This window comes from Paenibacillus terricola (assembly GCF_014779765.1).
Taxonomy (GTDB): domain Bacteria; phylum Bacillota; class Bacilli; order Paenibacillales; family Paenibacillaceae; genus Paenibacillus_T; species Paenibacillus_T terricola.
In genome coordinates, this window is the sequence record NZ_JACXZA010000006.1 from 217,822 (window position 1) to 241,289 (window position 23,468).

General features: G+C 52.5%; 25 protein-coding genes. 6 read left to right on the forward strand and 19 right to left on the reverse strand.

Features of this window, described 5'->3' with window-relative positions; all coding sequences use genetic code 11:
• From H8B09_RS22710 to H8B09_RS22735, 6 genes are all read right to left on the reverse strand, one after another.
• Nucleotides 1-1,017 carry an LLM class flavin-dependent oxidoreductase gene (locus tag H8B09_RS22710; RefSeq protein WP_191205874.1) on the reverse strand — a complete coding sequence of 339 codons (1,017 nt, stop codon included), beginning with the start codon at nucleotides 1,015-1,017 and terminating at the stop codon, nucleotides 1-3.
• Nucleotides 1,018-1,033: 16 nt separating this feature from the next.
• A complete protein-coding gene (locus tag H8B09_RS22715; protein WP_191205875.1) occupies nucleotides 1,034-1,786 on the reverse strand; it encodes an amino acid ABC transporter ATP-binding protein in 753 nt (250 codons plus the stop codon).
• On the reverse strand, nucleotides 1,783-2,493 hold the full coding sequence (locus H8B09_RS22720) for an amino acid ABC transporter permease (protein ID WP_191205876.1): 711 nt from the start codon (nucleotides 2,491-2,493) through the stop codon (nucleotides 1,783-1,785). Before H8B09_RS22720 ends, H8B09_RS22715 begins: the two co-directional genes overlap by 4 nt.
• On the reverse strand, nucleotides 2,483-3,277 hold the full coding sequence (locus tag H8B09_RS22725; protein WP_191205877.1) for an amino acid ABC transporter permease: 795 nt from the start codon (nucleotides 3,275-3,277) through the stop codon (nucleotides 2,483-2,485). The genes H8B09_RS22720 and H8B09_RS22725 overlap by 11 nt, the downstream gene beginning before the upstream one ends.
• Before the next feature lie 63 nt (nucleotides 3,278-3,340).
• Nucleotides 3,341-4,204: a transporter substrate-binding domain-containing protein gene (locus tag H8B09_RS22730; RefSeq protein WP_191205878.1), complete on the reverse strand. Its 864-nt coding sequence runs from the start codon at nucleotides 4,202-4,204 to the stop codon at nucleotides 3,341-3,343.
• A 94-nt stretch (nucleotides 4,205-4,298) separates the two neighbouring features.
• On the reverse strand, nucleotides 4,299-4,838 hold the full coding sequence (locus tag H8B09_RS22735) for a GNAT family N-acetyltransferase (RefSeq protein WP_191205879.1): 540 nt from the start codon (nucleotides 4,836-4,838) through the stop codon (nucleotides 4,299-4,301).
• A gap of 287 nt (nucleotides 4,839-5,125) precedes the next feature.
• Here H8B09_RS22735 and H8B09_RS22740 point away from each other — a divergent pair, with 287 nt between their 5' ends.
• Nucleotides 5,126-5,614: a hypothetical protein gene (locus tag H8B09_RS22740; RefSeq protein ID WP_191205880.1), complete on the forward strand. Its 489-nt coding sequence runs from the start codon at nucleotides 5,126-5,128 to the stop codon at nucleotides 5,612-5,614.
• Between the two features lie 126 nt (nucleotides 5,615-5,740).
• Here the strand turns inward: H8B09_RS22740 and H8B09_RS22745 are convergent, their stop codons facing one another.
• Nucleotides 5,741-6,622, reverse strand: coding sequence for a LysR family transcriptional regulator (locus tag H8B09_RS22745; protein ID WP_191205881.1), 882 nt, complete (start codon nucleotides 6,620-6,622; stop codon nucleotides 5,741-5,743).
• A gap of 131 nt (nucleotides 6,623-6,753) precedes the next feature.
• Here H8B09_RS22745 and H8B09_RS22750 point away from each other — a divergent pair, with 131 nt between their 5' ends.
• Nucleotides 6,754-7,287, forward strand: a complete 534-nt coding sequence (locus H8B09_RS22750) for a GNAT family N-acetyltransferase (protein ID WP_191205882.1) — start codon at nucleotides 6,754-6,756, stop codon at nucleotides 7,285-7,287.
• Between the two features lie 148 nt (nucleotides 7,288-7,435).
• Here H8B09_RS22750 and H8B09_RS22755 read toward each other — a convergent pair whose 3' ends face one another.
• Genes H8B09_RS22755 through H8B09_RS22765 form a run of 3 tightly spaced genes read right to left on the reverse strand, consistent with a single transcriptional unit; the run spans nucleotide 7,436 to nucleotide 10,267 of the window.
• On the reverse strand, nucleotides 7,436-8,071 hold the full coding sequence (locus tag H8B09_RS22755) for a bifunctional 4-hydroxy-2-oxoglutarate aldolase/2-dehydro-3-deoxy-phosphogluconate aldolase (RefSeq protein WP_191205883.1): 636 nt from the start codon (nucleotides 8,069-8,071) through the stop codon (nucleotides 7,436-7,438).
• A gap of 5 nt (nucleotides 8,072-8,076) precedes the next feature.
• Nucleotides 8,077-9,348 carry an A/G-specific adenine glycosylase gene (gene mutY / locus H8B09_RS22760; protein ID WP_191205884.1) on the reverse strand — a complete coding sequence of 424 codons (1,272 nt, stop codon included), beginning with the start codon at nucleotides 9,346-9,348 and terminating at the stop codon, nucleotides 8,077-8,079.
• On the reverse strand, nucleotides 9,335-10,267 hold the full coding sequence (locus tag H8B09_RS22765; protein ID WP_191205885.1) for an AraC family transcriptional regulator: 933 nt from the start codon (nucleotides 10,265-10,267) through the stop codon (nucleotides 9,335-9,337). Before H8B09_RS22765 ends, mutY begins: the two co-directional genes overlap by 14 nt.
• Before the next feature lie 147 nt (nucleotides 10,268-10,414).
• On the opposite strand from H8B09_RS22765, the gene H8B09_RS22770 reads away from it, so the two are divergent.
• Nucleotides 10,415-10,771 carry a c-type cytochrome gene (locus H8B09_RS22770; RefSeq protein ID WP_191205886.1) on the forward strand — a complete coding sequence of 119 codons (357 nt, stop codon included), beginning with the start codon at nucleotides 10,415-10,417 and terminating at the stop codon, nucleotides 10,769-10,771.
• A gap of 48 nt (nucleotides 10,772-10,819) precedes the next feature.
• Here H8B09_RS22770 and H8B09_RS22775 read toward each other — a convergent pair whose 3' ends face one another.
• From H8B09_RS22775 to H8B09_RS22805, 8 genes are all read right to left on the reverse strand, one after another.
• On the reverse strand, nucleotides 10,820-11,032 hold the full coding sequence (locus H8B09_RS22775; protein ID WP_191205887.1) for a hypothetical protein: 213 nt from the start codon (nucleotides 11,030-11,032) through the stop codon (nucleotides 10,820-10,822).
• Nucleotides 11,033-11,136: 104 nt separating this feature from the next.
• A complete protein-coding gene (gene acpS, locus H8B09_RS22780; protein ID WP_191205888.1) occupies nucleotides 11,137-11,550 on the reverse strand; it encodes a holo-ACP synthase in 414 nt (137 codons plus the stop codon).
• 119 nt (nucleotides 11,551-11,669) lie between these two features.
• Nucleotides 11,670-12,479 (reverse strand): NAD(+) synthase, encoded by an 810-nt coding sequence (gene nadE, locus H8B09_RS22785; RefSeq protein ID WP_191205889.1) that lies wholly within the window; start codon nucleotides 12,477-12,479, stop codon nucleotides 11,670-11,672.
• A 39-nt stretch (nucleotides 12,480-12,518) separates the two neighbouring features.
• On the reverse strand, nucleotides 12,519-12,953 hold the full coding sequence (locus H8B09_RS22790; protein ID WP_110046026.1) for a BrxA/BrxB family bacilliredoxin: 435 nt from the start codon (nucleotides 12,951-12,953) through the stop codon (nucleotides 12,519-12,521).
• A 216-nt stretch (nucleotides 12,954-13,169) separates the two neighbouring features.
• On the reverse strand, nucleotides 13,170-13,562 hold the full coding sequence (locus H8B09_RS22795; protein ID WP_224753935.1) for a DUF3905 domain-containing protein: 393 nt from the start codon (nucleotides 13,560-13,562) through the stop codon (nucleotides 13,170-13,172).
• A 15-nt stretch (nucleotides 13,563-13,577) separates the two neighbouring features.
• A complete protein-coding gene (locus H8B09_RS30925) occupies nucleotides 13,578-13,703 on the reverse strand; it encodes a hypothetical protein (protein ID WP_263576151.1) in 126 nt (41 codons plus the stop codon).
• Nucleotides 13,704-13,752: 49 nt separating this feature from the next.
• On the reverse strand, nucleotides 13,753-15,474 hold the full coding sequence (locus tag H8B09_RS22800; protein ID WP_191205891.1) for a two-component system sensor histidine kinase NtrB: 1,722 nt from the start codon (nucleotides 15,472-15,474) through the stop codon (nucleotides 13,753-13,755).
• 299 nt (nucleotides 15,475-15,773) lie between these two features.
• Entirely contained in the window at nucleotides 15,774-16,670 is an 897-nt protein-coding gene (locus H8B09_RS22805) for an alpha/beta hydrolase (RefSeq protein WP_191205892.1), read from the reverse strand.
• A gap of 196 nt (nucleotides 16,671-16,866) precedes the next feature.
• On the opposite strand from H8B09_RS22805, the gene H8B09_RS22810 reads away from it, so the two are divergent.
• A complete protein-coding gene (locus H8B09_RS22810) occupies nucleotides 16,867-18,138 on the forward strand; it encodes a BaiN/RdsA family NAD(P)/FAD-dependent oxidoreductase (RefSeq protein ID WP_191205893.1) in 1,272 nt (423 codons plus the stop codon).
• Nucleotides 18,139-18,439: 301 nt separating this feature from the next.
• The gene (locus H8B09_RS22815) at nucleotides 18,440-21,778 is read left to right on the forward strand and encodes an endo-1,4-beta-xylanase (protein WP_191205894.1); all 3,339 of its coding nucleotides are present in this window, start codon (nucleotides 18,440-18,442) and stop codon (nucleotides 21,776-21,778) included.
• Between the two features lie 95 nt (nucleotides 21,779-21,873).
• Here the strand turns inward: H8B09_RS22815 and H8B09_RS22820 are convergent, their stop codons facing one another.
• Complete coding sequence (locus H8B09_RS22820) at nucleotides 21,874-22,305, reverse strand: hypothetical protein (protein ID WP_191205895.1); 432 nt, start codon at nucleotides 22,303-22,305, stop codon at nucleotides 21,874-21,876.
• Nucleotides 22,306-22,544: 239 nt separating this feature from the next.
• On the opposite strand from H8B09_RS22820, the gene H8B09_RS22825 reads away from it, so the two are divergent.
• Nucleotides 22,545-23,468, forward strand: coding sequence for a helix-turn-helix domain-containing protein (locus tag H8B09_RS22825; RefSeq protein ID WP_191205896.1), 924 nt, complete (start codon nucleotides 22,545-22,547; stop codon nucleotides 23,466-23,468).

A 23,468-nucleotide genomic window follows, 5' to 3' on the forward strand; every position in this document is an offset into this window, starting at 1 on the left:
TTATGCTTTAACTTCCGTGAAAGCCTCGCTCAGCAGCTCATAGGACCGAATCCGCTGCTCGAAAGGCGCAATATTCGTCGTAATAATGAACTCATCCACACCCGCGGCCTCTTGCAAGGCAAGGAGCTTGCTTCTTACCGTCTCCTTGGAACCTGCCGTCACTTGGGCATCCTTCTCATCAATCGTATACGGTTGGCCGGATTGCTGGCCGTAGGCTTCCGCCTGTTCGACCGTGCCAAGCGTTACTTTACGGCCGTCAGCCAAATACACTTTAACCAGCTTGTTCGGAGGAATAAGACTGATCGCCTCTTCATCCGTATCCGCTACAATTGCCGTTAAGGCGAGGATGGCATGCGGCTGCGTTCCATGCTCGTAGTTAAATTGATTGCGATACTTCACGATCGAATCGACCCCCGCCTGCTCGTCGCCTCCGATAAAGATCGAGAACACATAAGGCAAACCAAGGCTTGCAGCGAGCTCTGCGCTGCTATCCGATGCTCCGAGCAAATACAGCTCCGGCGCAACCGACGGAATCGGCGTTGCCCGCAAGCCAGCAAGCGGGTCGCCTTCCGGCAGCTTCAGCCCGCCGGCGACATGATCGCGCAGCTCGGTGATTTTGTCCGTCAGCGTCTGCGGATCGGACACGCCCTTCTGGAGTGCCTGCGTACTGCGCGGCAGTCCGCCAGGCGCCCTGCCAACGCCAAGGTCCACGCGGCCCGGCGCCAGCGTTGCTAGAACGTGGAAGTTTTCCGCCACCTTATACGGACTGTAATGCTGCAGCATAATGCCGCCTGAGCCGATGCGAATTTGATTCGTTTTGGCTAACAAGTATGAAATAAGCACCTCCGGCGAAGAACCGGCTACATAGTCGGAGTCATGGTGCTCCGAAACCCAGAAACGGCGGAAGCCAAGTTCCTCAGCCTTCTGAGCCAGTGTCAGCGTATGAGCGAATGTTTGCTCGTTCGTCTCGCCGGGATACACCGGGCTTTGATCCAATATACTGATTGCAATCGTCATCGTATTCCCTCCCAAGTTAGATCGAGTAGCTGAACTCCGGCGTGTACCGCTTCAGGAACTGCTTCGTCCGCTCCTCTTTCGGATTGACGAACAGTTCGGATGGAGGGCCTTCCTCCACAATGACGCCGCCATCCATAAATACAACATGATTGGCAACATCCTGCGCGAAGCCCATCTCATGCGTCACGATGATCATCGTGATGCCTTCCTTCGCAATGCGGCGTATAACCGCCAGCACCTCGCCGACCAGCTCTGGATCAAGCGCGGAGGTAGGTTCATCGAACAGAATCACTTCCGGCTCAAGCGCAAGCGCCCGAGCAATGCCGACACGCTGCTGCTGACCGCCGGACAGCTGGCTCGGATAGGAATCAAGCTTCGCCCCGAGTCCAACTTTCTCCAGAAGCTGAATACCCCGTTTGCGAGCTTCGTCTTTGCTCAGCTTTTTGACAATAACGAGCCCTTCCATTACGTTCTCGAGCGCCGTCTTATGGTTGAACAGGTTATACTGCTGGAACACCATTGCCGACCGCTGCCTTAGGGCATGAATCTCTTTCTTGCCCGCATGCTTGCAGTCGAGGGAGAAATCGCTAATATGAATCGTGCCGTCACTTGGCTTCTCGAGATAATTGATGCAGCGAAGCAGCGTCGTTTTGCCTGAACCGCTAGGACCCAGGATCGCGACGACCTCGCCTTTCTCGACGGTCAGGTCGATGCCTTGAAGCACCTCCTGTCGGCCGAACGATTTGCGAATGCCGCGCAGCTTAATCATGCTACCCCTCCCCGGTTGTACACATTGATTCGGCGTTCAACGAATGCCGTAATACGTTCAATAAGCAGCGTCAGTCCCCAGAAAATAAGCGCAGCCGCCAAGTAAGCTTCGAAGAACTTCCAGTTCGTTGATGCAACGATTTGCGCTTTCGCATTCAGATCGACGACCGACACGGTAAAAGCGAGCGTCGAACCATGCAGCATCCCGATCAACGAGTTGGACAGGTTCGGCAGACTTGCAGCAAAAGCTTGCGGAAAAACGACTCGGCGGAGCGCCTGAGGCGTCGTCATTCCAACGGATAGCGCAGCCTCCATCTGCCCCCGGTCAACCGCGTACAGTCCCGAGCGTACAACCTCCGACATATAGGCGCCCGCTGTAATCGAGAACGATACGAAGGCGAAGGCGATCATCGGAATGCGGGCGGAGTTCCACCCCAGCCCAAACTCCGAGGACAAACCATCGATCAACATCGGCAGGCTAAAATAAATGAGCAGCAAATGCGTAAGCATCGGCGTTCCACGAATGAATGTCACATAGCCCGAGGACAGCTGCGCAAGCACAGGAATCCGATAGATGCGCGCAAGCGCCGTTATCGTACCGATAATGAGACCGCAGAACACGGATACGAACGTAATCTCCAGTGTCGTCGGTATCGCGGACAGCAGCTTCACGAACGCGGTCCAGATAAAAGAAGGATCAAGCTTCATAGTGCGGAACCTCCTTTTTGTCCAGATTAAGCTCTTGTGTTAATCGTCTAAGCGGGAGCCAGCGGCGGATGCCCAGCCAGTTTCTGTTCGGCGTGTCACGGCGCATATGCCGTTGAAGCCTGCGCTCGACAACCAGCAGAATGCGCTCCAACAGGATGCTGATGATCAAATAGATGATAGCGAGAGACAGATACGTCTCGAGAAAATGCTGCGACAGCGCGCCCAGCGACTGCGCCTTGCCCGTCATCTCCATTACGCCAAGCGTGAAGGCAAGCGAAGTCTCCTTCAGCATTGCGATAACAAGATTGGAGAACACCGGGACCGCTATGGCGAGCGCCTGCGGCAGTATAATTCGGGTAAAAGCCTGGTAACCCGTCATGCCAACCGCGTAGGCCGCCTCCACCTGTCCGCGATTGACGGCGATGACCGCCCCGCGGATCGTCTCGGATATGAAGGCGCCCGCGTGCAGGCCAAGCGTGAGAATGACGAAGTAGAGTACCGGCACTTTCGTAACGTCGATATAGATCAGCTTTAAGATTTCGGGCAAACCATAATAGAACAGGAATAGTTGAATCAGTACCGGCGTTCCTCTGAAGAAGGAAACGTAAACCTGCGACAGCTGCCGGAGCACCGGCACATGGTATAGACGAGGCAGCGCCACGAGCAAGCCGATGATCAGCCCCGTACCAATGGCCCCCGCCACGATAAGCAGCGTTAGATCCAAGGTGCTCAGCAGCTTAGGTACATATTTGTACACGTAGGCGATATCGAAGCCATACTCCATCCTGCGCTCTCCCCTTTCTTAATATGTTGCTAGATTAAGTGACCGCTAGACCGTGTGGTCAGATTACTTGGACGCATCTGCTGTAAAGTCCCCGCCCAGCCATTGCTTGCTCAGCTTGCCGAGCGTGCCGTCGGCTTTGATTTCCTTCAGCGCAACGTCAACCGCATCCGACAGCTTCTTCGAATCCGGGTCATCCTTGCGGAAGACGAACAGGATGTCTGCCTCGGACAGGTCATCGCCAACCGTCTTCAGCTTTCCATTCGGATCGGTCAGCGACAACGTGAAGTCCGCGCCTAGCGTCGCATCGACGCGACCGCTCGTAATCTGGCTGACCGTATCGTTAGCCGCACCGCTCTCGTACACGATATCGATCTTCTTGTCATGATCCTTGTTGTAGTTCTCAAGGATTTGCGCTTCTGCGCTCGTTGCGCCGGTCAGCACCTTCTTGCCAGCGAGATCATCGAGCGTCTTGATCGAATCGTTGTCCTTGGCTACGATGATTTTGTTCCGCCAGTGCGCATACGGCTCGCTGTTGAACAAGTATTTTTGCTCGCGCTCAGGGTTTTTCTCCATCTCGTGCGCTACGAAGTCAATCTTCTTCGTCTCCAGGCTGAGCAGCAGGTTCGAGAATTCCATCGTCTGCAGATCGAATTCATAGTCCGGCAGGCGTTTGTCGATTTCCTTAACGAGCTCTACGTCGAAGCCCGTGAGCTTGCCGTTCTCATCCAAGAAGCACACTTGCGGGAAGGCTGTGCCTGTTCCGACAACGATTTTCGTTACTTTGCCAGTGGACGATCCAGCATCTGAAGTCGCCGCACCTGACGTGCTTGCCGATTTATCTGACGAGCCGCATCCTGCAGCCACCAGTACGAGCATCAAGCTTGCGGAGTAAAGCAGCGGTTTCCTGAATTTGTTCATCTTCTTCATCGTGATAACCCCCAACGGTTTAATGGTTTAATGGTTTAATGGTTTATTGTTTATTGGTTCGATTGTTCGTAGTTGTGGTTGGTACAAAATGTGATCAGCTTGCGCTAACTTCGCCCGCCGCTTCTCTGGACAGCGCGTACGCCGCTGCATCTACAACCTTACGAAGCAGATGCATCGTGCCGTCGCCGTTGCCCGGATCGAACGCTCGGATGGTCTCGTATCCTCTGCGTTTGTACATGGGCAGCAGCCAAGGATGTTTCTCAGCTGTTCCGAGCGTCACAGCCGCGGCGCCGACTTTGTCTCGAATGATCGCTGTCTCGACCCAGTTCAGCAGCTTATCTCCGTATCCTTTGCCTTGCTCGCCCGGATGAACGGCGAACCATTTGATGAATGGAAACTCGGTAACTGCTTTCACCTCGTCTCCCTTGGACAATGTAATCGTCGCAACGATGCGGTCGTCCGCCTCCAGCACGTAACACTCGTTGTTCACGATGTTGTCCCGAATCTGCGACACATCCGCATTCGCCGCCGGCCATTTCAGCTCGAGCTTGCGAATAAGCGAATACGCCTCGTGGATCACTTCATGGAGTCGTTCTGCATCTTCGACTCCCGCCTGCCGAAACCGTTCACTCATGTTTCCACCCCTCTAAATTCGTGAATCAAATAATTCCTATAAGCTTAGTAAGGATTAGGATGTTACTAATGTATCATCCGCCGTGCATTCCCGCTAATAGACTTTCTCTATTGTTCGATTGATTGTTCGATAGGTTGTACGGATGGTGATTGGTGGAGCGCGGTTTGAAGGTTTGGAGAAAATGCATTTAGCTAGGAGTTGGGCAAGTCGTTGGATCGTATGAAACATAATCCATTCTAAGACCGTATATTATGTAGTTTACATGCATATAGAAACGGAGGTTAAAAATGTTAGTAAATAAAAAGTATACATCCATCTTGTTCGGTCTCTTTATCGCATTGGCAGTTGTTCTATGTTCGGGGTATTCATTCCCCAATGCTTATGGCAATACTAATTCCTTAGAGGAAAAGACAAGTCGATCCGTGGACGAATTCCAGCAGAACCCACATGAAACTGCCCAGCTTATATTTAATGATTATTTTACGGAAATCATGAAGACAGGCAATCGCGATGGAGTGCCGCTTGCTGGTTTTACCATTCAAAACTTGGATATCTCTTCGCCTGATCGGGCAACGGCCTCCGTAGAATTAAAATATGATGATGATTTTGGCCCCTTACCCTCAGTAGAATATTCGGTCGTTCGAATCAATGATCGTTATCAAGTACTTAAACAAGTATGTGTATACGATATGGACATCCAATCGTCGAAATATGGAACGGTAAGGTGCACACCTAGCGCTATGGTAAAGGAGCATTCAACTTCCATAAGCTTCTGAGTGAACGGAACGAAAAAGGACTTCGTATTCCACGTTTAGCTGGAGACGAAGTCCTTTTTGTTTTCTCTGGTTCCCCTATTAATCCTGACTAATATTTTTTTCTTATGGATGCAATGAAATAGTAACTTAAATACTATAAAAACTCACGCTCTTCGGCAGCAGCGCTTCGATGAACTCCTCGTTCTCGCCGGTGAGCGCGATTAGATTCGTATGAAGCGAGATGCCCTTCGTCTCCTCGATCTCGATCGGAATGAGACGGCCTTGGCTCACTTCCTCTTTGACGCACAAGCCCGGCAGGAAGCAGATGCCTACCTTTTGCAGAACAAGCTTCTTGGCCGTTTCCGAATTGTCGGCATGGAACATAATGTTCGGCGAATACTCCAGCTGCTCGAACACGCGGTGCAGCCGCTGCCAATCAAGCGACCCGCATTCGAAGAACAACAGCGACTGATAGCGGATCTCCTGAATAGACACCTTGCCTAACGAGGCAAAAGGATGCCCCTCATACACATATAACTTAATCGGATCCTCATAGAATGGGTACGATTGGACCGACGGATGGGCTACCTTACGGACAAAAGCAATATCCAGCTCGCGGTCCAAAACCTTGCGCACAAGCTCGTCGGTCGGCGCAGTCGTCAGCTTGAACCGAAGCTGCGGGAACAGCTGCTTCAGCCTAGGCACCAGATCCGGAATCAAATAGTTCGATACCGACACGGTGCTTCCGATGCGCAGCTCTTGCGGGCGCGCCCCCTTCTCCTGCAGATGCAGCCGCCCTTTCTGAATGATCTGAAGGATCTGCTGCGCGTAAGGAAGAAACTGCTTTCCCTTCTCCGTCAGCATGATTTGTTTGCCCAGTCTGTCGAAAAGCCGGCAGTCCAACTCGCGTTCAAGTGTCTGTATACGGGCGGTGACGGATGGCTGGGACAGGTACAGCACTTCGGCTGCCTTATTGAAGCTGCCATAGTGATTGACATACACAAAGGCTTCCATGTTCTCAATATTCATTCGCATCCCCCTCAGGTGGTCAACGATAGACCTTTTCTATTGCGCATTAGAAATTATCTTTATCATATAGGATTAATCGGAATTATGGAATATAGTAATTGTAAAATACCACAATTAAAGGAGCGACCGCGATGAGCAACCAGGGGGACATCATCATTCGAGATGCGAGAGAGGAAGATCACGAGCCGTTCGTTCAACTGCTGTTGGATGCGTACGGTCAGTATGCGGATGAACTCCCCAGCGAACGCTGGGAGCCATACAAGGAGGCGATTCGGGCGTCATTCCACGAAGGACAGCCAATCGCGCGAATCATTGCGGAGAAGGACAATGCGATTATCGGCAGCGTCCAGCTGTTCGCGTCTTCGGAGGAAGCTTACGGTCGTTCGGACTTACATATCCCGAATCCGGTCATCCGGTACCTAGCCGTATCCCCTCATGCCAGAGGCCAAGGCATTGCAACGCTGCTCATTAGAGAATCCATCCGTCGTTCGCGCGAGCTTGGGGCGAGGCGCCTGAATCTCCACTCCTCCGATATGATGAGCGCCGCCGTCCGGCTGTATGAGCATCTCGGCTTCGAGCGGGCCTATGAAACCGACATATACAACGGTGAGTCGCTCGTGAAAGGTTTCCGGATCGAGCTGGATGAAGCCGCGCTTCGAATCTAACGTTTAACCCCCAAGCCACTTCCCCGACATACTACTATTTCCCCGTAATGAAAAAACGAGCAGACAGCGTATTCCGCTCTCTGCTCGCCCTTCCCGCTTGCTATAAGATTCATTCGTTCATACTTCGCTAAGCAGTCTGCCTGTTTAATTACACCGAAGCTGCCGCTTCCACGAACTGACGGACTCGCTCAGTTACGCGATCGTATTCGCCACCGCGAATCCAATCCAGATTCACGAGCTTGCTGCCCATGCCAACTGCGCAAGCGCCAGCGCGGAAGTAGTCGCCGATGTTGTCGATATCGACGCCGCCTGTTGCAAGCATCGGAATGTTGTTCAGCGGCGCGCGAATTTCCGCGAGATATTTGACCCCTAGGGAGGCCATCGGGAATACTTTCACCGCTTCTGCTCCAGCTTTCCAAGCGCGAACGATTTCCGTTGGCGTCATGCAGCCCGGCCATACCGAGATGCCGCGCTCCACACCATACGCAATGACCTCTTCGTCAAGGTTCGGCGAGATGAGAAACTGCGCGCCTGCGGCTACTGCCTCGCGTGCCATCTCCACATCGAGAACCGTGCCCGCACCAATGCGCGCTTCGCCGTCGCCGAATTTCGTCCGCCATTGATTAATAATGGCCGTTGCGCCTTCCGTGTTCATCGTCACTTCCAGCAGCCGAACGCCGCCGTCAATAATCGCTTGCGCAGCCCGATCAGCATTCTGAGCCTCAATGCCGCGAAGAATTGCGACGATCTTGTGCTGATGAAGCATATCTAGAAGTTCGCTCATTCCTTCTATCCCCTTCCTTTAATCCCCCAGTGCTGCTGCAGCAGCTTCAAGAACAAATTCGGAAAAGCCAGCGTGTCCATCGCCTCGGGACCAATCCAAGCATACCCGGAAGGCAGCTTCTTATCCCCTTCGTATGAACTTGTCGCCTCTGCAACGAGGCCGAGTCCTTCAGCAAGTATGCTTTGCTCAGATGCGTTAACATCACCACTCGCTACGGCGCCGATCGATGGCAGGTCCGCTTCGAATACATCCATATGCCAATGGATGTGGCTGAATACATGCTCCGCTTTGGTCCAATGACGAAGCGGGCGGATGAGCAGCCCCGCTTCTTCGTGCAGCATCCGGGCAAGAAGATCCGCAAGCGATGCTTGCTCACGCTCGCTCTCCGCTTCGCTCTTGTCGCTGCGAAGACGCTTCTCCGCATCCTTCGGCACGAGCACATGCGGCAGCTCCCACATGCGGGCGAGCAGCCCTGTATCCGGACGCTGTCTAACGAGTACGCGTCCTGCATTCTCTCCGCTGCCCTCAACCACAACGCCCAGCCGCCATTCCGGACGCGGCGGCTTCGCCTTCGTCTTAATCGGCAGCTCGGCCTCACGGCCTGCCAATCTGCCTGCGCAATGCTCCATCACCGGGCAAGTGAGACAGCCCGGTGACTTCGGCGTACAGACGAGCGCACCCAGCTCCATCAGCGCCTGATTGAAATCGCCAGCCCGTCCTTCCGGAATGATTGAACGTGCTAACTTCTCGATCTTCACCCGCGTCGCCGGCTTTGCAATATCGTCTTCCAGCAGCCAGAAGCGCGACAGCACCCGCATAACGTTGCCATCGACTGCCGGCTCTGATCGGTTGAATGCAATGCTCATAATCGCACCTGCTGTATAGGGGCCAACGCCTTTGAGCGATGCGACCGATGCGGCATCGTCAGGCACGATTCCGTTATAACGCTCCACTACCTCTCGAGCGCCAGCCTGCAGATTGCGTGCGCGTGAATAATAGCCGAGCCCTTCCCAATGCTTCAGCACATCCTCTTCAGGCGCCTCAGCTAACGCCTGCACCGTCGGAAACCGCTGCATGAAACGCTCATAGTACGGAATAACCGTATCCACGCGCGTCTGTTGAAGCATAATCTCCGATACCCACACGCGGTACGGGTCCCGATTGATCCGCCAAGGCAGCTTCCGCTTCACAACGTCATACCAGCCCAGCAGCTCTCTTCCGAAGAACGCTGCCAACTCCGCTTGCGACAGCTCCTGCTCTAGTTCAGTCCCGCTCATCTGCTTCCACTCCTTGCCTAACTCCCTCGACCGTATTCTTCACCGTTTCCATTCTAGCCTGACGCTGCAATTCTGGAATCGGCTGCATGGCGCCATCAATCGATTGCGACAGCTCCCGGTAACGGCGAGGAGTAATGCCGTACTGCTGCTTGAACAAGCGGGACAAATAATGATTCTGCATCCCAATCCTGCCCGCGATGTCGGATACGTTGAGCGTCGTCTGCTCCAGCAGCGTCCGCGCCTGCTCCAGTCGCCGCTCATTCATATAATTAACCGGCGACGAGCCAACAACGCTTTTGAATATCGTCGTAAAATAATTCGGATGCATGCACTCGATCGAAGCCAGCTGTTCGATCGATATGCTCTCCGACAGATGCTCCTCGATATAGGCAAGCGAATCCCGGAACGGATCCAACTTGTCACGTTTGTTCATGAACGCTTGCTCAAGCCCTGCCCCTTCCAAGAAGCAGGCCAGCAGCTCCAGCAGCACAGCTCTCGTACGCCAGCTCTGCAGCAGCGTATCCACCTGCTGCAGCCCGATCAGCTTCTCGTACAAATCTGTGGCCTCATGCTTGTCCGGCGCGGCAACAACGAACGGAATGTCAAGCTCCGTAAGCAGTTGGAACCCGCCTAGGTTCATTTTGAAATGAGTCCAGTAGAATACTAGCTCCTCATCGCCTGCAGTGCCATAAGCCAGATCCACAGAACCAGGCAGCATGTAGAGAAACCCCGGTTCCATAACAAACTCTTTATGTTCAATGCGAAGCCAGCCCTTCCCGTTGACAGGATAGAACAGGCGGGTCAGATCCGAATTTTTCGCATCATACGTCCAACCGGAGTCTTTGCGCGAAATACCGCTTAATGCATGCTCGACCTCGATCTGGTTCAACCTTCTGAGCAATAAGTCGTCGTATATCAAGTTTGTAAACTCCTAATGTTAGATTCAAAGCTGTCATTGTGCGTCGTAGTTGTTCTCCCCAATTATAAAGAGACTCCGCAGCAATGAGAAGTTAAAAAACATTATGTTATACTCATAGGTAAATATTGCGAGAAATGAGGCTTAACCATGACCAAAATAAGAAGTACCGCCATGTCGCGTACAGTGCCTTGGAAGCTTCTGGCGGCAGCCCTTGCATTAATTGCTCTAGCAGGCTGTGGCAGCCAATCCAAATCTTCAGCTTCGCTCGAAGGTTCTAAGGAAGCAATCGCCCTGTACAACGCGCGCTGCATCAGCTGCCACGCATCCGACCTAAGCGGCAAGGTCGGCCCCGATAGCGATCTTCGGACCGTCGGAAGCAGAATGACGAAAGAAGCGATTGCGAAGCAAATTACGAACGGCGGCGACATCATGCCTGCATTCGCAAGCAAGCTGTCAGCAGACGATATCGACAAACTGGCTGATTGGCTCTCGAAACAGCAATAAAGCCGAACAGCATCATGCTGTCCGGCTTAGGTTTCTGCGGCAATCCAGCTATTGTGCATACTCCTCATACGAACCAAGGCGTAAGCGGTTTCCAAATCTGGCATATGTCCATGTCGTAGGTCCCGCTTCCGGATGACTTGGAAACCGGTCGCCGCGAAACAATACGAGTTGTCCGCCCCAGCTATCGGTATATAAGCCGTCGTATACGACACTTGCGCCTGTTTTGAATCTCGTTCTGCTCGTCGTCCAACGCTGATTCATCGACATCCGCCCCTTTGCATCCGCTAGTATTCGTTGCAATCTATTCCTACTATGGGCAGATGGTGCAGCCGATATACCACGGCGCGAACGATTACTAGTTCAACTCAACTGAGTTGTTCTGCAACAGCGAAGGCAGAAGCGAGCCCCCGATCATGCGTAATCGTTACATGAACGCGGCGAATCACTCTGCCAGAATCTTGAGCGTCCTCCCAGCCAAGCTTGTGCAATGTAGACGCCGACAGAAGCACCTCCGGCTTGCCTCTCTCGTCCCGCCCGATTACGATATCGTGCAGCCCTGCTATCGTGCCGATGCCGCAGCCGAGCGCCTTTACGACCGCTTCCTTCGCCGCGAACCTTCCTGCAACAAATTCAGCCAGCCTTCTTCCCGTCAATGCTGCAGCACGTTCCCGCTCTGCACCTGCAAGCACCCGGTCGATAAATTTGGCACCCGTGGGCTTCCCCAGAATCGCCGCAATCCGATCGATATCGGCAATGTCATGCCCAATTCCAATAATCAAGCACGCTTCCTCCGTTCGACTAACACTCTGAAAACTTGAGTGGGCAGAAAACAACAAAACCGGGCCGCCGCGCTGCTGCACGGCCGTCACCCGGCTTCCTCCCTCTTCGATGCACCGTTCTAGATGCCTGGAATAGGTGAGCGTTTATGCTCTGTACGCAAATATTGCTTCTCGAGCTTCTCGCGGGCTTCAGGCGCAATCTCCTTGCCCTCGAGGTAGTTGCTGTTATCTTCATACGTGATGCCAAGCTCATTCTCGTCCGTCTGACCTTCCCACAAGCCTGCGGTAGGCGCCTTATCGAGAACGCTTTGCGGTACGCCGAGGCGCGCTGCAACTTGGCGAACTTGACGTTTGTTAAGCGAGCTAAGCGGCGTAATATCTACGGCGCCGTCGCCCCACTTCGTATAGAAGCCTGTGAGCGCTTCGGATGCGTGATCCGTACCGACAACAAGCAGGTTCATGTCGAATGCGATAGCGTACTGCATCACCATGCGCGTACGAGCCTTCACATTGCCCTTGCCTCCGCGGCTCAGGTGACGGCTGATACCGATTGCCTTCAGGCTGTGCTCTACTTCAAGCGCGATCTCATCGACCGTCTCGCCGATATCCGTCTCCACCCGATGCGTCAGGTTGAATGCGTCTGCTGTAGCGTAGCTGTCAGAGATGTCCACCTGCTCATTGTACGGCTGGAAAACGCCGAGCGTAATATATTCCTTGCCCGTCTCAGCCGACAGCTCATCGGTAGCCTGCTTGCACAGACCCGTAGCAACAGCACTATCGATGCCGCCGCTGATCGCGATGAGCAGTCCAGTCGTGCCAGACTTGCGGACGTACTCCTTCAGAAAATCGACCCGTTTGCGAATTTCCGCATCGACGTCAATCGTCGGCTGAACGCCGAACCGTTCAATAATTTCGCGCTGCAAGCTCATCGTTCTAACTTCCTTCCTGACATCTGGATCTTTGAAAAATTACCGGCAGAAGCGGTCGAATGCATTAGTCAGATCTGCTGCGATATCAGCTGCGGAACGGTTCTCGATCTGGTGACGCTCGATGAAGTGTACGAGCTCGCCGTCTTTCATCAGTGCGATCGAAGGGGACGATGGCGGGTATGGCGCGAAATATTCGCGTGCCTTCGCCGTCGCTTCTTTGTCTTGACCAGCAAATACCGTATACAGGTTATCCGGCACTACATCAAACTGGAGCGCTTCCGCAACGCCTGGACGGCATTGGCCCGCTGCGCAGCCGCATACGGAGTTAACGACAACAAGCGTCGTGCCCTTGGCATTGTCGAAGCTTTCTTGCACTTCTTCCGGCGTGCGGAGCTCCGTAATGCCGACGCGCGTCAAATCGTCGCGCATCGGTTGAATCATATCCAGCATATATCGTTCGAAGGACATTGACATGTTCTTCACTCACCTTTCAATTATCATAATAGCCTCATTGTTACATGATTATAATTATTATAAACCTCATGGAAAATGAATGTAAAGCAAAAGCAGCCGAGTTTTCACCCGGCTGCGAGCCCTTCCGAACATCCCCGATATGTAGCCATCTGAAACCTCTGATCGACGCAGCTCAGCCTGCTGGCTGCTGTCCAATCCAGCTGCTGCAAGGCTGCCTCAAGTGCTTGGCTCATCGGCTGCATAGCCTACATCTTTATCCGGATGTTGAAACCTGTCAGCGCCCGTCTGCGGATCGCGGCCCTCCTCGAATATCGCACGATTGTCCGATGTGAGGAATCCTATATCTTTATACGGGTGCACCCATTCATCGCCAGACATCATCGCCGGATCCGTCTCCGTCGACCACAGCTCTAACGGCGAATTAGGTGAAGCATACATATGGTCACCAATGACGACCCCGTGCCGATTGACGAAGGCGCCTCTGGGCCCTCGCCCGCTGCGATAGGCTGGCAGGAAGTTGATCTCGTATGGATCAAGCTCCGGATCATCCCTCAGCGCATCCACCGACGCCTCGTACTCTTCCCTATAATTGCTTCCTATATCACGCATCATAATAGTCTGCGCTTAGGTGGAAGGACGGTTAGGTCCATCCAGCTTCTTGTCGAAGCCCGGCTCTCCAGCTGATTTGTTCGATGCCGAGTTGCGATTAGCCGGCGCCGATGCACTCTGTTTATTCGATTTATTACCCATTTGTCATCATCCTCCTTCCGTGCTGTATTATGCGCGTGGAGGAATCCTTTTATCCTGCGAAACCTACTTCGTAACCGGCAGCCGCAGCCGCCTCCGCCAAACTTTCTTCAATCCGGAATTTGACGATAAAGGTTGTTCCTTCGCCTTCCTTCGACTCAACCTCTATACTGCCGTGATGCTTCTCAACAATACTCAAGCAGACAGGTAAGCCAAGTCCGGTCCCCCGTGATTTGGTCGTGAAGAAGGGTTCAAACATCTGATCCATCTGTATCTGCGTAATGCCGACCCCTGTATCCTGCACGCGCAGCTCGACGATGCCCGGATAGGTTCGTGTAGAGAGCCTTAAGCTGCCACCGTCTTTCATCGCCTCAAGCCCGTTGCGCGCAAGGTTCAGAATGAGCTGCTTCATCTCTTTGTCATTAAGCCATAGTTCAGGCAAGCTGGGCCTTGGGTTCCATTCCAGATGCAGGCCGCGCAAGTTCGCATCCGCCTGAATTAGCGGTATCGTATCCGCTACAATGTCGTTAAGCGAGGTAAGCGCCTTATCGATAAGCCGATTTTGTGCCAAGGAAAGAAAGTCGTTGATGATCATGTTCGCACGGTCGAGCTCGTCCATAATGATGCGGAAATAATCATTGTGTGTTTCGCCGGATCGTTCTTTCATCAACTGGACGAAACCGCGAATAACGGCCATTGGATTACGAATTTCATGCGTAATGCTCGCTGCCATCTGACCGACCAGACTGAGCCTGTCCATTCGCCCCAGCTCATCACGCAGCTTCCGAAGCTCAGTAATGTCGTGAATAATGATCGCCGCACCTGTAATCGAAGCCGGACCAACTAACTCGTTGTCCCGAATCGTAAACGCGGTTTTCACGAGCACCTGACCTTCCTTCTCTACCAGCTCAAGCGAGCTGCGCTCACCGCCGAGCGCCTTCCCCACCATCGAGACGCACTGCCAATCCCGCTCAGGATCGAACAATTCGGTAAACATGCGTCCCTTCATCTCAAAGATATTTCGCCTATTATTCGGGCTAGGGTACTGCTGAAACGCCGCTTCATTGAGGTGTGTAATATGCCCTTCAAGATCGACAAGGACGACGCCAAGCGTCATCTCGTCGATAAATTGCTGCAGCTTCTGAACCTCGGCGCGATATTTGTCCGACATCCGCCTGAACTGTCTATGCAGGAGCTCATTCTCACGCATGTTCTCAATAATTAGAATCGAACACCAGACCATTACATACGACATCGCCACTAAACCAATCAGCAGCAGTTCAGCCGCATGCATGGATTCAGGCGCACTTGTCGTCACATTGATCATCATGGTCGTGCTGAAGAACAGCTGCAGCACCGTAACGAGCGCAGCGCCAATCTTCTGCTTATCCATTCGCTTGGCAAGCTGAAAGGGTCTGATCGACATCATGAGCAGCGGACAAAAGATCAACAGCAGCAGGCCAAACGAAATCCATTGATTGCTCGTATCCAGCAGCGGCAGACGCGAGACAATGTAAATAACGGTTAATGCCCCCATACTCCAGTAGCCGCCATACAGCGACCCTACTACATAAGGAATCAACCGCGCATCGAATTGATAGCCGAATTGCGAGTGATGGGACAGCAGCATGCACAGAACCATCGAAATTGCGCTAACGATACCGATCAACATCTCTCTGGCTCTCGGGTGATGATGCGGTCGATCCCGCCACATTTGATAGGCAACAGCTGGTAGAATGGAAATGAATAATTGCAGAAGCATCGTTTTCCACATCACGGTTTCGGTCTCCTACTCTCTCCAATACAAGGAGCTATACTCCACCTTGCTGCCAATCGTCCTAATAGAGGTTGTTCAGGTTTTCGCAAGCTTCTCGGTGCTGAAAACCCGACTTTTTGAACACGTTCTAATATCACAAATTAAAACACAAATTGTTTATTTTTACTATACATAGACTGTTAAGTCTGATCGGGATAGTAGAAAAATAAATACGAAAAAAAGCAGAAACCGGTCCGATTTCTGCTTATTCGATAAAGTTTTAATTCCCATTCGACTCCGCCGAACGAAAAGGCTCGTTATTTGAAGTTTGTATAAAGATTCGCTTGTTCTTGCAGCCAAGCCGCAATCTGCGTCATTGTCTTGATCCCGTCGGTATCGTGATACAGCTCATGGTAGCCGCCTTCAACCGGCATGAACGTACTAGTTGCCTGATTAGTACGCGAGAACAACTCGCGGCTTGCATCATAAGACGTAATGCGATCCGCCGTACCGTGCGCAAGCAGTAACGGGATGTGGAGCCGGTTCGCTTCGCGAATCGCCCATTCGCCGCTGTCGGTCATGGCCACGAACATCGCGGCAGTAATATTACCGTGCGACCATTCATCGTTGGAAGGCGCCGGGTTCGGATGACCAGGCCGATAGAGAGCACCGGATGCCAGACCGGCCTTTTGTGTAAAAGTAGGCCAGAATCGCCCGATCGCACGTCCCATCGTCACCTTCCACTTCGGCGGTTGGAATGAAAGGCGCAGCCAAGGACTCGTCAGAACAAGCCCAGCGAGCTTGGCTTCATGACGGAGCGCATAATTGACGGCTACATTGCCGCCCATGCTGTGGCCGTATAGGAATATCGGCAGCGATGCATAGCGACGCCGCGCCTCTGCAAGCACTGCGTCTACATCGCTCGTCAGATGCGCGATGGACGGCGAATGTCCCCGCTTGCCTTCAGAGCGGCCGTGCCCGCGCTGATCATAGACGAAGACCGTGAAGCCGGCTTCGTTCAATGGCTGTACGATCGCAGCTTGCCGGCCGTGATGCTCCCCCATGCCATGCACGAGGCAGACAACGCCGATCGGCGACCCCGATGCCGGCCATTCCGCTGAATACAGCTTCAATCCATCTACTGGACTTGTAAGCGGCCGTTCAATCGGCTGACCGCTGCCTTTTCGTTCATTCGCGTTCGAGGTGTGAGTCATAGCGAGCAGCCTCCACGTTAACTTTTTTCTAACAATAGTTGAGCACGATCGGCCCCCGAATGCAAGCGGTTTATCGGTTCTTATGTATATGATGTTATGCAGCGTGCTGAAACCGCATTGTAAAGTTTTGCGAAGTCGCAGCTTTCCGATTACAATGAAGGTCATAGATTGCGGATGACACGGAGGCTTTGTACGAATGAAGTTTGATATCATTATTATCGGGGGCGGGTCTGCCGGACTTATGGCTGCCATTGCTGCCAGCGAGCACGGCGGTAAAGTTCTGCTGCTGGACAAAGGCGATAAGCTAGGACGCAAGCTGGGCATATCCGGCGGAGGCCGCTGCAACGTAACGAACAACAAAGATATGGACGAGCTGATCAAGCATATCCCCGGCAATGGGCGGTTTCTATACAGCGCGCTAACGAACTTTGGCAACAAAGACATCATCTCGTTCTTCGAGCGGCTTGGCATTCGGCTGAAAGAAGAAGACAACGGGCGTATGTTCCCGGTTACGGATAAAGCCAAGACCGTTGTCGATGCGCTAATTAATCAGGTGGTTAATCAAGGTGTAACGATACGCGTCAATTCGCCTGTCGCAGAAGTGCTGTATACGGATGGCGCGGCGTGCGGCGTGCGTCTGCGCTCTGGCGAACGGATCGCATCGAAGGCGGTTATTGTCGCTTCCGGCGGCAAATCGGTTCCGCACACAGGTTCGACCGGCGATGGCTACGCATGGGCCGAACAAGGCGGCCATACGATTACGGAACTATTCCCGACGGAAGTCCCGATCGTCTCGAACGAGCCGTTCATCGTCTCGAAGGAGCTGCAAGGCGTCTCGCTGCGCGATGTCAGCTTGTCCGTATGGAACCCGAAGGGCAAGCGAATCATTGAGCATCGCGGCGATATGATTTTTACTCACTTCGGGGTATCGGGCCCGATTGCGCTGCGCTGCAGCCAATTCGTCGTGAAGGCGCTCAAGCAATTCGACGTCGGCAACATCATTCTAACGATCGACCTGCTGCCTGATCGAACGGCCGACGAAATCTACAACGAAACGCTTAAACTAGCTGCTTCCGAATCGAAGAAAGCAATCAAGAACGTCCTTCACGGCTATTTGCCGGATAAAATGATTCCGCTCCTTCTCGCGAAGGTTGAGCTCGATGAGCAGCTAACGTACGACAACATTCCGAAACAGGGCTGGCTCGAGTTTGCCCGCTTGATCAAAGCGTTCCCGCTGCGCGCGTATGGTACACGCTCGATTGAAGAAGCGTTCGTCACCGGCGGCGGCGTCCATTTGAAAGAAATCGATCCTAAGACGATGGAGTCGAAGCTGTCCCTCGGCCTGTATTTCTGCGGCGAGGTACTCGACATCCACGGCTACACGGGCGGCTATAACATTACAGCAGCCTTCTCCACCGGCTATGCGGCGGGCAGAAGCGCAGCGGAGTATGCACAAACCCTAAGGTAATTTTACCTTGGGGTTTTACTCATTTTTCATAGTCTAAATTTGATAGCACCGAAAGTTAAGCTATAAATTGTGGTGGTTCCATCTTTAATCTGTGTACTGTGATCCGCTTTCATTAGCATTATCATTAAATTTATATTTATTGGAAGGAGGTCTCCTTTTTCATCAAGAAAGTGTAAGCGCTTTACTGACAGAAAGAACACTTATTTAAAGGGGATACAACATCTCACACGGACAAGTCGGACGTTCCGGGTTCGGCTAATGCACTGAGGCTTTATCATTTTTCTAGAGGGGAAATAACACGATGAACAAACGGTGGAAGCAGATTTTGATGATCGTATTCGCGGTTGCATTGTTGTTGCCGCAGTTCGGGATCGCGCAGAAGGCAAGCGCGGCCGTTGCGAATGGAAATTATGCACTGAAAGTTCAAACTACAGGCGGGAATCAATGGGATGGCGCGCAAATAGACACAGGAGCAAACGGCTTGAAGTTAGTTGCCGGCACAGCCTACACCTTCTCATATGACTTATACACCCCTGATAAAGATGTGGCAGGCATTGTTCTCCAAAGTAACGCTAACTACAACTGGATTAGTCATACAGCAGCTTTAAGTGCGGCAAACCCCGCTTGGACTTCATACACGGATACATATACTTATACAGCGGCAAGCGGTCCACAGATTCAGTTTGTGAAGATTGGCGATAAAGGAGCTACGGATACAAAGAATATAACTTACTACATCGACAACTTTGTTGTTAAAGACGCAGCAAGCGGCAATGTTATTTACACAGCCAACTTTGAAGACAAAGCTGCTGATGGTTTTGTTTCGAGTGGGGCTGCTACACTGTCTGCTGCAGCACCACCGCAGGCAGCAACCAATTATTTCTTAAAGGTTCAAACTACAGGTGGGAAACAGTGGGACGGCGTGCAGATAGACACAGGGGCAAATGGCTTGAACCTCGTTGCCGACAAAGCCTACACCTTCTCTTTTGACTTATACACACCTGACAAAGACGTAGCTGGCATTCTTTTGCAAACCAACGGAAACTACAACTGGATTAAGAATACTAATGCTTTAAGTGCGGCTAATCCCGCTTGGACTTCATACACGGCGACATATACTTATCTAGCGGCAAGCGGCGGACAACTTCAGTTTGTTAAAGCCGGCGACAGCGGAGCTACAGATGCAAAGAATATTACTTACTACATCGATAACTTCGTCGTTAAAGACGCAGCAAGCGGCAATGTTGTTTACACAGCCGACTTTGAGGACAAAGCTGCTGATGGTTTTGCATCAAGCGGGACTGCTACACTGTCTATTGTTAATAACACTAGTGCAGCAACAGTACCAACGACTAACCCGGATGTACTCAAATTGCCAAGCATTAAGAATACGTACCCTGGTTATTTGATGGGCAGCATCATTGGCCCCTATTACATGCAAGACTCAATCATGCCCGTCCTGAAAGCCCAGTTCGGCGTTGTGACGCCTGAGAACGCCACGAAACCTGCTTCGCTGATTGGCACCAGCGCCTCCACGCATGACGTCAAGGATCTGAACTTTACCGAAGCGGACAAGGAGCTTCAGAGCGCGATCGACAATGGCCTTAAAGTACATGGTCATACGCTCGTCTGGGAATCGCAATCGATTCCGTGGCTGAACAACGATAAGACCTCCAGCTCCGACTCGACTCCGTCCAACCCTGGTCTGACCGCGGATGGGGCGTATGCGAACATGAACGCGTACATTAACGCGACGCTCAAGCATTTCGATGGCAAGTTCAACGCAACCACGCGGAACATCATCTCGTGGGACGTCGTCAATGAAGCGTTCAGCGGCAGCGTCCGTGACAGCAAGTTGGACCCGAAAGACTGGCACAGCTACCTGAAAGCCACCCCGTGGCTGAAAGCGACGGACGTGAACTACGTCGAACAAGCGTTCAAGTACGCCCGTGCGGCGGAGCCGGATTACAACGTCCTGTTGTACTACAACGACTATAGCATGGACGATCAGAATAAGGCCTCAGCCGTTCGCGACATGGTGAAAGACATTAATGACCGTTGGGCTGTGGATCATCCTGGCAAGCAGCTCATACAGGGCGTCGGCTTGCAAGAGCATAACGGCCTCGGCACCAACCCTAACAACCAGAGAAAGACGATTCAGATGTTCAAGAATATCGGTGTCAAAGTTTCAATCAGCGAGCTGGACATCTCCGCCGGCACGAACAAACAGCAGACGGCTGAGCAGGTAAAAGCCCAAGCCGCACAGTACGCGCGGTTGATGCAGGTTTATACTGATCCGAGCTTCAAGGACACGGTGCAGCGCATCTCCATCTGGGGGCTGACAGATACCAACAGCTGGCTGTCTGAAGGCAGCCCGTTGCTGTTCGACGGCAACCTATACCCGAAAGACGCGTTCTACGCCGTGATTGACCCGGCCAAGTACCTTGCGAATTACAACGCTCCGACAAAGCCTCCTGGGGGCAAAACATCGACAGCCGCGAAGGGAACGCCGAGCATCGACGGCAAAATAGACGACATTTGGAATACGACAACGGCTATCGATATCAATGTAACGCAAGCAGGCAACACGAAGGCGGATACGCACATGCCGGCCGCTACCGCTCGCATGTTGTGGGACAACGGGAACCTGTACGTACTCGCGCAGGTGACCAAAGATCCGTCCGAACCGTTGGACAAGGGGAATACAAACCCTTGGGAGCAGGATTCAGTCGAAGTGGTTCTCGACCTGACGAACGGCTCCAACGCCATGTATTCGAACGCTTCCGGGCATTACCGCGTTCGGTATGACGGCTTTGCGACGGTAGACGCAGGCATGACGGATAATCAGGGCGTTGCAACAAAGATGACCTCCGCGACGACGTTCGACGCGAAGACGAACTCCTACATCGTCGAGATGCAGATTCCGTTTATCCAGATTACGCCTGCGAGCGGTACTCAAGTAGGCTTCGACGTTCAGGTGAACGACGCGAAAGCCGGTGTACGCATTGGCGCGTTCGCTTGGAACGACGCAAGCGGTACGGCTTATCAGGATCTATTCAAGATTGGTACGTTGGAACTTGCCAAGGCCAACGCTTCTGCATTCCAAGACGTGAACAATGTACCTTGGGCGGTAGAAAGCATCCAAGCTCTCGAAGCGCGGGGTATCGTTGCCGGAGTTAAGACTGGAGCTTTCGCGCCGAACAATCAGGTCACCAGAGCCGAATTCATCCAAATGCTGATAAATGCGCTTGACCTGAACAGCGACAAGGCGACCAGCACCTTTACAGATGTGAAGGAAGGCGCCTGGTATTATCAAGCGATCGCTTCTGCTCAACAGCTCGGCATCGTCAACGGGAAAGCGAACGGATCTTATGGCATCAACGATGCAATCAGCAGGCAGGAAATGGCCGTTATGCTGTATCGTGCTGCCGCGAAGGCAAATATCGAGCTGCCGAATACCGTCAATGAAATCCAATTTGCCGATGATTCGAGCATCTCGAGCTATGCAGCACAAGCCATTAAAGCATTGCAGCAAGCCGGTATCGTGAAAGGCATGGAGAACGGAAGGTTCGCCCCTGCCAGCAACGCAACGCGCGCTCAAGCGGCAGTTATCATCTACGGATTGTTTAAATTGATGTAAGTTCAGAAATCGCAACAAAGAAGCCTTCCTCCCCATTATCGCGGGGAGAAAGGCTTTTTTTGTTCGCCACCCTTCGGTTTCTGGGTGGATAACTCCTACGTATGCACATCCCCCGACATGAAGTTGTACGAGCCGTCGTCCGGGCGGAAGCCGTGCTCTTCTCCATCTTCATCGCGATTGTTCAGCCCTGCATCCTCATCAACAATGTCATCGCCTGTTCCCATTGCGTAGGAATCTGCCCAATCCTCGTTGACCGTATGCGCAGGAATCTGGATACTGTCCATTCCATAAGCAAGTCCTGTAACCGCAAGCGGATCAAGCGGTTGCTGGTCCATCAACTCTCCGCCATGCGACATCGCAATCTCTAGCGCAGAGGTTAGATCGCTGCCATTCATATGAATGTGCAGCTTGCCGCCCTCATGTACGACTGGATCGTATCCTAGCTCACGCAGCGTAGCGCTAGCATCCTCAGCACTGCCGTTATCGGCGAACTGGAACAAGATTGCCGAATCTTCCGTTCTGTCCATTCGAATTCTCCTTCAAGACTCTTTTTATATCGTTACGCTTCCCATCCCCACCCATTTTTAACCGAAAATTGTACAACTGGACATCCATTTCAATCAAATGATCAATTCCCCTACGTAGAATGTTACAAAAAATTATACACATATGTCATGTTCCATGACATCAAGCATGGTACAATATAAATAGATTAATTCGATCCGGTTTGAAGTTAATTATTCTGACGTTTGAGAGGTGCCTATACATGTACGATGTGTTTACGTTTAGTCCTGATTCAATCCTCATTGTTGACGCTTCGATGGATTTGATCCGCATTACGGATATGAACGATGCATTCTGCGAATGGAGCGGTTATCGCAAGGACAACCTGCTTGGCACCACTCCGTCGCAGCTGATCGAGAAAGAGCAAGGCAGCAACCCGTTCGAGCAGCTAGTAACGCTGTCTCAAGCGCCCTCTTCCTCCTCGCCTTTCTACTGCAAATTCCGTTCGCGCAACGGCATCCTCTTCGAGGTTCGAATTGAAGTGATGCGGATTGGTCAAACCGATGCACCGCTGAAACGTTATGCGGTCGTATTTCACGATGTAACCGAGCAGCGCTGGATCGATTCCATCATCCGCGAGGAGAAAGCTGTTGGGGCGGCTATTCTGAATAGAGAGCATAACATCCAATGGGTGAACAGCTATGTAACGCCTGTCCGGCATGAGCAGTCGGCCTTTTTGAATCAACCTTTTCAACATTATGTAAGCATCAATGACCGCCGCCATGTGAAGCGATCAATCGATTATGCATCTGCTAACCGTACGCCGCAGCCATGCTCCTTCAGCCTCGTCCACGACGATGAGGTGTATCTCGCGCGTGCAGTCTTCATGTCATTCCAACGCTGGAACGGCTCGGTGCGAAGCCACGCCGTTGTCATGCTGCAGATGGAGCCGCTTCATACGGACGTCGATTCGTCTGCTAAACTAAGACTGCTGATGACGGCGAAGAACATTTCCGTTACCGAGCTTGCTCGTTCTACGCACATCTCGCTGACGACGATCTCCAAGATCCGCAACGGCAAGATCAAAAAACCTAAACGGATGACAGCTGAATTAATCGCAAGTCAGCTTGGCGTTGTGCCTGAAGCGATCTGGGGCGCTTACCATGTCGGGTACGGCGGCTTCTAA

Coding starts and splice junctions, on each gene's coding strand:
- H8B09_RS22740 (WP_191205880.1), top strand. CDS start 5,126: ATGTTAGTAAATAAAAAGTATACATCCATCTTGTTCGGTCTCTTTATC.
- H8B09_RS22800 (WP_191205891.1), bottom strand. CDS start 15,474: ATGTGGAAAACGATGCTTCTGCAATTATTCATTTCCATTCTACCAGCT.
- nadE (WP_191205889.1), bottom strand. CDS start 12,479: ATGAGCTTGCAGCGCGAAATTATTGAACGGTTCGGCGTTCAGCCGACG.
- H8B09_RS22750 (WP_191205882.1), top strand. CDS start 6,754: ATGAGCAACCAGGGGGACATCATCATTCGAGATGCGAGAGAGGAAGAT.
- H8B09_RS22820 (WP_191205895.1), bottom strand. CDS start 22,305: ATGGACAGAACGGAAGATTCGGCAATCTTGTTCCAGTTCGCCGATAAC.
- H8B09_RS22755 (WP_191205883.1), bottom strand. CDS start 8,071: ATGAGCGAACTTCTAGATATGCTTCATCAGCACAAGATCGTCGCAATT.
- H8B09_RS22710 (WP_191205874.1), bottom strand. CDS start 1,017: ATGACGATTGCAATCAGTATATTGGATCAAAGCCCGGTGTATCCCGGC.
- H8B09_RS22810 (WP_191205893.1), top strand. CDS start 16,867: ATGAAGTTTGATATCATTATTATCGGGGGCGGGTCTGCCGGACTTATG.
- H8B09_RS22815 (WP_191205894.1), top strand. CDS start 18,440: ATGAACAAACGGTGGAAGCAGATTTTGATGATCGTATTCGCGGTTGCA.
- H8B09_RS22825 (WP_191205896.1), top strand. CDS start 22,545: ATGTACGATGTGTTTACGTTTAGTCCTGATTCAATCCTCATTGTTGAC.
- H8B09_RS22730 (WP_191205878.1), bottom strand. CDS start 4,204: ATGAAGAAGATGAACAAATTCAGGAAACCGCTGCTTTACTCCGCAAGC.
- H8B09_RS30925 (WP_263576151.1), bottom strand. CDS start 13,703: ATGGGTAATAAATCGAATAAACAGAGTGCATCGGCGCCGGCTAATCGC.
- H8B09_RS22715 (WP_191205875.1), bottom strand. CDS start 1,786: ATGATTAAGCTGCGCGGCATTCGCAAATCGTTCGGCCGACAGGAGGTG.
- mutY (WP_191205884.1), bottom strand. CDS start 9,348: ATGAGCGGGACTGAACTAGAGCAGGAGCTGTCGCAAGCGGAGTTGGCA.
- H8B09_RS22805 (WP_191205892.1), bottom strand. CDS start 16,670: ATGACTCACACCTCGAACGCGAATGAACGAAAAGGCAGCGGTCAGCCG.
- H8B09_RS22720 (WP_191205876.1), bottom strand. CDS start 2,493: ATGAAGCTTGATCCTTCTTTTATCTGGACCGCGTTCGTGAAGCTGCTG.
- H8B09_RS22770 (WP_191205886.1), top strand. CDS start 10,415: ATGACCAAAATAAGAAGTACCGCCATGTCGCGTACAGTGCCTTGGAAG.
- H8B09_RS22775 (WP_191205887.1), bottom strand. CDS start 11,032: ATGAATCAGCGTTGGACGACGAGCAGAACGAGATTCAAAACAGGCGCA.
- H8B09_RS22735 (WP_191205879.1), bottom strand. CDS start 4,838: ATGAGTGAACGGTTTCGGCAGGCGGGAGTCGAAGATGCAGAACGACTC.
- H8B09_RS22745 (WP_191205881.1), bottom strand. CDS start 6,622: ATGAATATTGAGAACATGGAAGCCTTTGTGTATGTCAATCACTATGGC.
- H8B09_RS22790 (WP_110046026.1), bottom strand. CDS start 12,953: ATGTCAATGTCCTTCGAACGATATATGCTGGATATGATTCAACCGATG.
- H8B09_RS22725 (WP_191205877.1), bottom strand. CDS start 3,277: ATGGAGTATGGCTTCGATATCGCCTACGTGTACAAATATGTACCTAAG.
- H8B09_RS22795 (WP_224753935.1), bottom strand. CDS start 13,562: ATGCGTGATATAGGAAGCAATTATAGGGAAGAGTACGAGGCGTCGGTG.